Origin of the sequence: Dialister histaminiformans, assembly GCF_900103425.1 — a bacterium.
Lineage (GTDB): Bacteria > Bacillota > Negativicutes > Veillonellales > Dialisteraceae > Allisonella > Allisonella histaminiformans.
The window spans coordinates 1-10,335 of the sequence record NZ_FMXA01000020.1; the positions used below are offsets into that span (position 1 = coordinate 1).

General features: G+C 46.8%; 7 protein-coding genes and 1 rRNA gene. 7 read left to right on the plus strand and 1 reads right to left on the minus strand.

Annotation, left to right across the window (positions count from 1 at the left end; genetic code table 11):
* Nucleotides 1-879: 879 nt before the first annotated feature.
* From BLQ79_RS06785 to BLQ79_RS08460, 7 genes are all read left to right on the plus strand, one after another.
* Nucleotides 880-2,343: an amino acid permease gene (locus BLQ79_RS06785; RefSeq protein WP_091365167.1), complete on the plus strand. Its 1,464-nt coding sequence runs from the start codon at nt 880-882 to the stop codon at nt 2,341-2,343.
* Between the two features lie 608 nt (nt 2,344-2,951).
* On the plus strand, nt 2,952-3,548 hold the full coding sequence (locus BLQ79_RS06790; RefSeq protein ID WP_143270102.1) for a hypothetical protein: 597 nt from the start codon (nt 2,952-2,954) through the stop codon (nt 3,546-3,548).
* 32 nt (nt 3,549-3,580) lie between these two features.
* Nucleotides 3,581-4,267, plus strand: a complete 687-nt coding sequence (locus tag BLQ79_RS06795) for a hypothetical protein (protein ID WP_091365171.1) — start codon at nt 3,581-3,583, stop codon at nt 4,265-4,267.
* A gap of 44 nt (nt 4,268-4,311) precedes the next feature.
* Nucleotides 4,312-4,428 (plus strand): 5S ribosomal RNA (rrf, locus tag BLQ79_RS06800).
* A 1,116-nt stretch (nt 4,429-5,544) separates the two neighbouring features.
* Complete coding sequence (locus BLQ79_RS06805) at nt 5,545-6,111, plus strand: biotin transporter BioY (protein WP_091365173.1); 567 nt, start codon at nt 5,545-5,547, stop codon at nt 6,109-6,111.
* A 16-nt stretch (nt 6,112-6,127) separates the two neighbouring features.
* Nucleotides 6,128-7,492, plus strand: coding sequence for an adenosylmethionine--8-amino-7-oxononanoate transaminase (bioA, locus tag BLQ79_RS06810; protein WP_091365176.1), 1,365 nt, complete (start codon nt 6,128-6,130; stop codon nt 7,490-7,492).
* A 1,100-nt stretch (nt 7,493-8,592) separates the two neighbouring features.
* Nucleotides 8,593-8,715: a hypothetical protein gene (locus BLQ79_RS08460; protein WP_268761830.1), complete on the plus strand. Its 123-nt coding sequence runs from the start codon at nt 8,593-8,595 to the stop codon at nt 8,713-8,715.
* Between the two features lie 176 nt (nt 8,716-8,891).
* Here the strand turns inward: BLQ79_RS08460 and fliB are convergent, their stop codons facing one another.
* On the minus strand, nt 8,892-9,776 hold the full coding sequence (fliB, locus tag BLQ79_RS06815) for a flagellin lysine-N-methylase (RefSeq protein ID WP_091365179.1): 885 nt from the start codon (nt 9,774-9,776) through the stop codon (nt 8,892-8,894).
* Nucleotides 9,777-10,335 lie beyond the last annotated feature (559 nt).

The following is a 10,335-nucleotide window of genomic DNA, read 5'->3' on the forward strand; positions in this document are numbered from 1 at the left end:
TATTCTTGTATTACGATTTATGAATAAAGAGATATTAACGAACCTGTCAGGGGTATGTGAGTACATTGATTATGTGGTTAAGCAGAGGTTGAAAGAACTTAGGAGCAGCCAGAGTCAGGAGCTTTACCTATAATTCCTTACGATGCACATACAGGAATCAACTCTCCGCCATCTACGATGGCCCTCCTCTCTCTCCAGAGAGGAAAACGTGCTGCATGCTTTCCTTTGCTACATAGACAGGTTGGAGGTATGTGGTTGGAGAGTGGATAAGGAACGTTTTTATAAAAAAGGCCATATGTAACATCCTTTTGCTTTCCCTTATCCCAACAAAGAGGAATCTACTTTCCACCATCTTCGATGGTCCCCCTCTCTCTCCAGAGAGGGAAACGTTTCGTATGCTTCCGTTAATCAACTTTTGCATTCTTGCCCTTTGCAAGAATAGAACATTCCTCTTCACTCCTGAACTCTGCAAGGATTGCACCATCCTGAGCCGAGAATGGCATAACCATTCTTGCGGCCTTGCGGCCTTATGGTCTGCTTTAAAGCTGAATAAGAGTCAAACGTACAACCGCACGCTTTTCCCTTATTCCAACATAGAGGATTCTACTTTCCACCATCCGCTTTTGGATGGTAAGGTGATATCTTGAACTGAAGACTCATTATTTATACCCAAAACAGATACATAATACATTTATGTTCATCAATCGAATCATAAATATAGAAATTTTCGAAACAATGTATTTATGAGTATAGGTACAACAAAAATAATCATATTTACTATTTGTAATATGTATACTTGCACTATATAATTGCTTATAATTTATAGGTTTTGGATTACAGGAATCCATGTTTTTTAATTATTAAGGATCGTGATTAATTATGAGTGAAGAGAAGAACGAACAGGGGCAGCGCCGGGGCCTTCAGCGAAGTCTGAAGGCCCGACACATGAACATGATTGCCATTGGGGGCGCTATTGGTACAGGCCTCTTTGTAGCCGGTGGTGAAACCATTAGTACCGCAGGCCCTGGTGGTGCATTATTAGCGTATTCGCTGATTGGTATCATGGTATATTTCCTGATGACCGGATTGGGTGAAATGGCAGCTTATCTGCCGGTTTCCGGGTCATTCGAAGCGTATGCCAGCCGGTATGTGGATGAATCCCTTGGATTTGCACTGGGCTGGAATTACTGGTTTAACTGGGCCATTACACTGGCAGCCGAACTGGTTGCAGGGGCTCTGATTATGAAGTTCTGGTTCCCCACAGTACCGGCGGCCGTATGGAGCGGTTTATTCCTGCTTCTTCTGTTTGGACTGAACTTACTTTCCACCCGTGTTTACGGGGAAGGCGAGTTCCTGTTTGCATCCATCAAGGTTATTGCGGTACTGGTATTCCTTTTCTGCGGCGCCATGATGATTCTTGGGATTGGACCATATCCTTCCCCGGGATTTACGAACTGGACTATCGGTGATGCTCCTTTCGTAGGTGGTGCGATGGGTATTCTGAGTATTTTCATGGTAGCCGGATTCTCTTTCCAGGGAACGGAAATCATCGGTATTGCAGCTGGTGAAAGTGAAAATCCAGAAAAGAATGTCCCGAGAGCTGTACGTACTATTTTCTGGCGTATTCTGCTTTTCTATCTGGGATCCTTCATTGTTATCGGTTTCCTGATTCCATATACTGATCCAAACCTGTTGAAGTCTGACGTACAGAGCATTTCCATCAGTCCGTTCACCCTGGTATTCAAGAGACTGGGGCTGGCTGGAGCGGCTTCCCTGATGAATGCTATACTTCTTACCTCTGTTCTTTCCTCCGGTAACTCCGGTGTGTATGTAGCAACCCGTATGCTGTATGCTATGGCAAGAGCCGGACAGGCGCCAAAGTGCTTCCTCAAGGTCAACAGCCGCGGCATTCCGATTAATGGGTTGTATGCAACCGTTGCCTTTGGCCTGGCAGCATTCCTCACTTCTCTTATCGGAGATGGCGTAGCGTATAACTGGCTGGTCAACATGAGCGGCCTTGCCGGATTTATTGCCTGGATTGGTATTGCTATCTGCCACTACCGATTCAGAAAGGCTTATGTAGCTCAGGGCAAGGATTTGAATAAGCTGCCGTACAAGGCACCGCTTTATCCATTCGGTCCGATTCTGGCCTTCCTTATGTGCGTATTTGTAACTGCTGGTCAGAATTATACCGCCTTCCTGGGCGATCACATTGACTGGTACGGTGTCAGTGTAGCCTACATCGGTCTCCCGGTGTTCCTGGTCACCTTCCTGTATCACAAGATTAAGTACAGAACCCATGTGGTTCCGCTGGATAAGGTAGACCTGTCCAGACATGAATGATTAAGCAGCAAGCCTGCAGAAATCAGATTTTCAGATGACAACTGGAAGTTTAGTGAACTTCCATAAGACTATGAAGAAAACAGACCTCTTTTACGGGAGGTCTGTTTTTGTTGTATATCCAGGAGATGCAAATTATGTTTGCTGTCATCAAAATGAGCCTGCTATTTCGATGCTATGGCACGGCCAAAGGTCTTTCCTGGACGTGAATCCGAAAGTTCGTGCAGCATGGATATAGGTGTGAAGGTAAATTCGATGCAGGCTTTTGTTCTGGCAAGGAACCGGTACAGCTCAGGGTCTCAGCTGTACTTTGTACGCTGGGGTTCTGAGTCTGTAACGGATGACGCCGTCCAGAGCGCGCCGTCCAGAGCGGAAGAGTGCATCGAATTTACAATGACGGGAATATGTACGCCCCCTTTCTTTGCCTGCGCATATCTTACCTCCCAAACCTGTTTTTACAGGCTTGTGAAACGGGAACGGTCTGCATAGCCCTTTGCGTATCCCTTCTCATTGACTCCTATATTATTTTTATATATGACGAAGATAGATAATTGCACTTTGCCGTGGTACAGAGATGAGGTGATGTCACTTTGCATTTCGGGGGAACAGCGGTGAGAAACAAGGGACAGAATCTGATTGAATATGCGATTCTGCTGGCGTTGATTGTTGGAATTGGTGCGTTTATTTATATGAACTCATCAGGATTGGCTCCGTCGGTTGGAACGGTGTATGACAATGCGCATAGTCTGCTGGAGGGGACTGCCAGCAATTCTTCTGAGCAGCCGCAGCAGAGCGTAGACGGACAAAATGCACATCTTCTGGCACAGGCATTGAAAAAAGCGGTGGATACCGGCCGTATTACCCTGGGCGATGGAGCGTGGGTAGAAGTAGCCGTAGTGCGTCATACCGATGGAACTTTTGGCGTAGATGGAGGGGCCTCCGGTAACGTAAAGATTGATGGCAGAAAATACGGAAACTATCAGGGACTCTGGGGAAATATTATCAATACGTCTGGGATTGGCATCACTTCTGATAACGCTTCGGTAGCTAATGATAAAACGCAGTGGTACGGAGTACGCCTCGATTCTAACGGCCATGCGGTATATTATGAAGCCACTACGGACAATCCGTCTTTTATCAAAATAGGAAATCGTCCGGAAGTTCCGAACTTCGATGGCAGTGATGTACACACGGAAACCTTATTTTAGAGAATGATAAATAATTAGCAGGGAGGATGGTCATGAGCAACAGACGACAGAAAGGGCAGGATCTCATTGAATATGCGCTTCTGCTGGCACTGGTTGTAGCTGTGGGCATCTATGTCTATGTACATGGTGGTTTAACCGATTCATTAAAGCAGATTTATGGGTCGGCATCCAGTGTCGTGGACATTATCAATGGCGAACACGGTGGGGAGGATCCGGGGGATAACCCGTCAGAACACCCGGAAGATCAGCATACCGGGAAAGTATTGGCGGACTCCTTAAAGGAAGCTATTGCCAACGGATATACAGATGGGGATAGTAAGAAATTCCCATATATCAGCTTCTTCGGCGGATTGAGCGATCAGAACGGTGACAGTTGGGTAGAAGTGGCCGTTGTAAGAAATCCGGATGGGACGTTTTCCGTGTACAACAACGGAAATTCCAGCGGTTATGGGGCCAGAGGCGTGTTCATAAATAACAAGAGAGCAGGAGATTTCAGCGGACTTTGGAGCCAGGTCATTAATCAGGGTTCATCAGGAATTAATTCCGGAAATGTAACCATTGCAGATGACTCCACGGCCTGGTATGGTGTAAGAGTCAGAGCTGACGGACAAGCCACCTACTACTCAGCCACTATCGATAACCCGTCCACCATAACAAAGAACGGAAAAACCATTCCCGACTTCAACTCCAGCGACGTAACCAAAACCCCGCTCTACTGAAATTAACCCTTTACAGAGAAAGAAAACTGTGATACTATTTTATGTACAGTGACAATAGCTACAAGGATACACCCGTTCCCATGCCGAACACGGAAGTTAAGCTTGTAAACGCCGAAAGTACTTGATTGGAAGCGATCTGGGAGGATAGGAAGTTGCTGAATAAGGAAGCTCACCATGAATGATGGTGAGCTTTTTTAGTGTCCTATTTTTCCTTCCAGGCCGCTAGGAGTTACATTGAGATGAATAGGTTAGGTTAGTCATATTTATGAGCCAAGTACTTTCTATGTACGGGAGTACATCAGCTGGCATGGATATAGGTGTCGCAAGAGTGCCTATGACGACACTTTAGAAAAGGCCGGGCTACCATTTATAGGAAATCCATTCGGATTTCGATTCAGCTGAATGGTAGCCAGCAACGACAAGACATTGTCGTTGCTCCCATGCCAACACGAAAGTTAAGCGCACATGCCGAAATACTTGGCGCGGAAACAAAGTATTGTTTCCGCGGGCTGTAAGTCATTATAGAAAGGAAATCCGTTGGATTTCCCATAAGAAAGACAGCCAGGTCTGTGGTGGACCTGGTGAGGCGCGAAGACAAAGTATTGTCTTCGCGAGCCGCAAACCATAAAGGAAAGAAATCCGGAGGATTTCCATAAGGATATTGCGGCTGGCAGTTGAATTGCTGAACAAGGAAGCTCACCACAGAATAGAGGAAAATCCCCCTGCAGTTCTACTTTTTCAGACCATCCCATGGACAATTTAACGTCCCAGCTGCACCTTCTGAATATAGAAATCTTACAGATTTTGAGACCGTTAAGGAGTGCAGCTCACGAAGACAATCCCTTGTCTTCGTGCCTATCCTTCCCAGTCGCTTATTCCTAGAGATGTTAGGTAATGGTGAGCTTAACTTCTAACCGTGAGATGCGCAACAACAATCTCTTGTTGTTGCGGGCTACAAGTCATCTGTTTCGGAAATTCGAAGAATTCCCATAATAATGGTAGCCAGGAGTTTAATAAAAACACACCCCTTTGAGGAAATCCGGAGGATTTCCATAAGGAAATTGCGGCTGGCAGTTGAATTGCTGAACAATGAAAGCACCTCAAATGAGGTGCTTTTTTTGTTGTGTAAATCCTTCCAGGTCGCTGATTCATATGGAGGATAGTAGATAGCTGTCTTTTCTCACGGTCTATGCCACAATTGTCAACCTTAGATTGCAGCATTAGTCAACATATTGTATGCTTATGTAAACTTTTTCTCATTGTATAAGGAGACAATTATGAATCAGACTACAACCTCGGTGCCGCATCGTTCTGTGGGGGATTTGGTGAGAATGGGGATTTTTACGGCTTTGATTGCAGTAGGGGCGTTTATTCGGATTCCGGTTCCGGTTTGCCCGTTTACTTTACAGCTGCTGTTTACTACGCTGGCGGGTATCCTTCTGGGAAGCCGGCGCGGCAGCGGAGCGGTTCTGGTGTACCTGGCTCTGGGGCTGGTCGGAGTTCCTGTGTTTACTGAAGGGGGCGGCATAGCCTATATTTTCCAGCCTACATTTGGCTATCTCATCGGATTTGCCGCCGGAGCGTGGCTGACGGGAAAGATTATAGAAACTTCGCCAGACGGCTCGCTGACCCGGTATGTGGCGGCCTGTCTGGCCGGCCTGGCCGTGGTGTATGGATGTGGTATGGCCTACGTCTATGTGATTAACAATTTCTATCTGGGAACACCGTTGGGACTATGGCCGCTTATTCTGTACTGTTTCCTTCTGGCTGTGCCGGGGGATATTGTGCTCTGTCTTCTGGCAGCCGTTCTGGGGCGGAAAATAAGAAGAGCGGGTATGTTATAAGTGAGGGTGAAAGGGTATGAAAAAGCAGAAAATCAACTGGCAGGAAGAGGATAGGAAGTATATATGGCATCCGGCGCAGCAGATGAAGGATGGGGAAGTGTTTCCACCGGTGGTAGCTGACCACGCCCATGGTTCATATATTTATGATGAACATGGGAAGGAATATATTGATATCATATCTTCCTGGTGGTGTAATCTGCTGGGACATGCCAATCGGGAGATCAATGAGGCGGTGAAGAAACAGCTGGATACGATGGAACATGTCATTTTCAGTAATTTTACCCATCGTCCGGCTATTGAGCTGGCCCGGGAACTTATGACCGTGCTGCCCCGGGGACTCTGTCGCTTTAATTATTGTGACAATGGATCCTCAGCGGTGGAGTGTGCGCTCAAGATGGCGTTTCAGTATCAGCACCAGATTGGACAGACCCGGCGCACCCGGTTTATGTGTCTGGACTCGTCCTATCATGGGGAAACTATCGGAGCACTGTCAGTAGGCAGCATGGATTTATATGCCCGTATCTATAAGCCCATGATGATGAACAATATCCATCTGAATGGGCTGGATTGCTTCCGATGCCCGTACGGGAAGACGAGGGAGTCCTGCCAGGTGGAATGTTTCGCCAGCGCAGAGGAAGCGTTTGCCGCCCATGGACGGGAGACGGTGGCGGTGGTTGTGGAGCCAGTCCTGCAGGGAGCCGCAGGGATGCGTATATATCCGCCTCTCTACCTGAAGAAGCTGAGAGAACTCTGTGACCGATACGGTGTACTTATGATTGATGATGAAATTGCCGCCGGATTTGGCCGTACAGGGAAGTTCTTTGCCATAGAACATGCCGGAGTATCTCCTGATATTCTGTGTACATCTAAAGGGCTTACCGCCGGTTACATGCCCATGTCGATTGCCATTACTACGGAGGCCATTTATCAGGCCTTTTACGATGATTATGAAAAGCATAAAGCGTTTGTGCACAGCCATACCTATGCAGGAAATCCACTGGGGTGCGTCATTGCGCTTACGGTGCTCAGAATTATGAAACGGGATCATCTGCTGGAGCGGGTGAATACGCTGGGAAAAGAGCTTCATGAGGAACTGATGAAAGCGCTGGGGAATCATCCGCATGTTGGAGAAATCCGGCATATCGGTCTGATTAATGCTATCGAACTGGTAGAAGACAGGAAGACAAAGAAATCCTTCGCTCCGGGAAAAAGAATCGGCTGGCACGTCTTCCGAAAGGCTATGGAAAAAGGACTGGTACTGCGCCCCATAGGCGATGTAATCTATTTCAACCCACCGCTCAATATAGAAAGGGAAACGCTGAAAGAAGCGGTAAAACGATGCCGGGAAGCGGTAGAGGACGTGCTGCCTGCAGGCAGATAAGGGGAATCGGAAAGACGGATTTGAGAAGTGAGGAAAATCTCACAAGCTGCAGTTTGCTGTCAGCAAATTCCGAAAGGCTGTGAACTTTGTTTGCTGTCGTTGCGAATCATAGGATTCGCAGGGCCTTACATCCGTTCAGGATGTAAGGCTGTATGAGCCAAGGCTTATACAGCTATGCAATCCTATGGGGATTGCAGGGGGATATAGAATAATCTTTTATAAAAAGGTAAACATCCTGAAGCCCACAAAAGGACAGCTTGCGAAACTTTACCCTCTCTGGAGAGAGAGGGTAAAGGTAGCAAACTTTGTCTGCTGTCTGCAAATCCCTTCGGGATTCGAGTCGGTATGAGCCAAGGCTCATAGGTTGGCAAGAATCCAGGTTGGATTCTCGAGACCGTGCAATCCTTGCAGATTACAGGAATGAAGCAGAATGTTCTCTTCTTGCAAAGGGCAAGCATGCGAAAGCTGATTAAAGGAAAGCATGAGAAACGATGCTCCTTTCTTGAAAGAAAGGGGGACCAACGAAGTCGGTGGATAGTTGATTCCACTTTGTTTGAATAAAGGAAAGTAGAAGGATATCACATATTTCCCTCTCTGGAGAGAAAGGGTGGAATGACGACAAGGGCTTGTCGTCATTGGCTGTAAGTCCACAGAATTATGAAATCTTTGATTTCCATACTATTGACAGCCCGGTCTTTGCTGGCTGGTGGGGGAAAGTAGAATCCTCTATGTTGGGATAAGGGAAAGCATGAAAATGTTCTGAGTTCTTTTAGTCTGAAAGGAAGCCCCACAGACTTCCAGTTTGACCGTCTGAACCATCTGATTGTCTGCAGACGGCTACAGTAGTTTGTCTGGTGGAAAGCAGAATGCTGTATGTTCGAGCATAGGAAAGCGTGCTGATGTATGCAATATTTTTGCTTTAGATGAAAAAGCTATGTGCAATATCCACCCCACTGCAATTCCTGTGGAATTGCACCGACCATGAGCCGAAGGCTATCTTTATTTTCCCTGTTGACAAAATCTGATATACTGAATGTATGACAACAAATAACTACAATTTGAGATTCCTGTCATAAGTGACACGAGAGAGGTACTCCCCCATGACACAGACAACAGCAAGAAGAGAATCCCTGATTGCACGGATTGGTATTGGTAACATCCTCGCCGGATTGGCCTACCTGACATCAGTGGCTATCTGCATTGCGCCGATAGTGATGCAATAAAAAGGCAGACTATCCGATGTTTCAGACATCCGATAGGAAACCCTTCGGTTTCCTGTCGGGTTAAACCGAAGGATATATATAACGGCTTCCCATGGGAAGCCGTTTTATCGTGTCATAAATAAAAATAGAATGTGAAGCTGAACAAAAGTCAAAAATGAGTGATAAGCTTCGCTCATCTACTGCCCGGACAGAAGGGAGAGCAGCCAATCCACATTCTCCGTATCATATTCAATCTGTTCTGACCATAGACGGACCTGTTCCGGGAAGTCACCGTAGAAGGCGGTGGCAAGGAGAATGAAATCTACGCTTTCCCGGGCATAGGCCATCACGGCAGGGAGTCCGTAGGTTTCTGCTTTTTCCAGACCCCGGTAGAGTATGTACTGGTATATCCGGGTAAGATGGGAAGACGGTATTTCCTCCAACAGTTGATGGACCCGGTCGGCTGCTTTCTGTACATGCGTTTTCATATGGAGAAGAGAGGTGGTCCAGGCGGCATTGATGGGTTCAGTCTTCTCATAATGAGAGAGCAGTTGCTCATAGCAGATGGTGCTTATGGAAGGACTGAAGATGAGGTTCTTTTTGTCTGCCTTATATCCCAGGGCATGGAGGAGCGAGGCAAGGGATGCTTTTTCTTCCGGGTAGTCAGTGACAAAGACCAGGGGCCCTTTCTCTTCCAGGAGCAGTTCTACCGTCTTTTCGCAGCATAGTCCGGTGCCTGCCAGTTCAAAATTTCCTGCGCAGACGAAGAAACGAGGGTGCATGGCGCATATATCGCACAGGGCGCCTTCTCCTTTTTCCAGTACAATGCGGCAAAGCCCCTGTTTATTCAGGAAAGGGCACTTTCCGTCTTTCATGTCCCAGTAATAGGTTTCTTCATTTTTCCGCATAGACTGCCGGATTTCTTCCCCCAGGGGACCGTCCATAGACTGATACAGGGCAGCGGTATCGTCATCGATATCAATTTCCCAGTCCTGGACACAGCAGGAGTGGACACAGTCACCGGCCTTGCAGGCAAAGCGGGAATAGAACGATGGATACAGGGTGATTAATGGTGTGCTCATAAGTCCTCCGGAGAATTTTATTCAGTCAGTTTCCCATTATTGTACCGCGGAAAGAGAAGACAGAAAAGACAGGAGCGAGAATTGAGCTCGCGAGATTTGAGGAAAACCTGGCAAGCATTCTGAACAGACTCTCGGGACGGTGCAATCTCCAGGGATTCCAGGAGTGAAGCGGAATATTCTCTTTTGCAAAAGGCAAGAATGCAAAAGCTGATTAAAGGAAAGCATGAGAAACGATGTTCCTTTCTTGAAAGAAAGGGGGACCGACGAAGTCGGTGGATAGTTGATTCCACTTTGTTTGAATAAAGGAAAGCAGAAGGATATCACATATTTCCCTCTCTGGAGAAAGGGAGAATGACGCCAATGGCGCTTGTCGTCATTGGCTGTAAGTCCACAGAATTATGAAATCTTTGATTTCCATACTATGGACAGCCCGGCCTTTGCTAGATGGTGGAAAGTAGAATGCTGTATGTTGGGATATAGGAAAGCGTGCTGTTGTACGTTTGACTCTTATTCATCTTTAAAGCAGATCATAAGGCCGCAAGAATGGTTATGCCATTCT

Bases quoted from the DNA above. Each gene is read 5' to 3' on its own strand.
- BLQ79_RS06795 (WP_091365171.1), top strand. From the start codon at position 3,581: ATGAGCAACAGACGACAGAAAGGGCAGGATCTCATTGAATATGCGCTT.
- bioA (WP_091365176.1), top strand. From the start codon at position 6,128: ATGAAAAAGCAGAAAATCAACTGGCAGGAAGAGGATAGGAAGTATATA.
- BLQ79_RS06785 (WP_091365167.1), top strand. From the start codon at position 880: ATGAGTGAAGAGAAGAACGAACAGGGGCAGCGCCGGGGCCTTCAGCGA.
- BLQ79_RS08460 (WP_268761830.1), top strand. From the start codon at position 8,593: ATGACACAGACAACAGCAAGAAGAGAATCCCTGATTGCACGGATTGGT.
- BLQ79_RS06805 (WP_091365173.1), top strand. From the start codon at position 5,545: ATGAATCAGACTACAACCTCGGTGCCGCATCGTTCTGTGGGGGATTTG.
- fliB (WP_091365179.1), bottom strand. From the start codon at position 9,776: ATGAGCACACCATTAATCACCCTGTATCCATCGTTCTATTCCCGCTTT.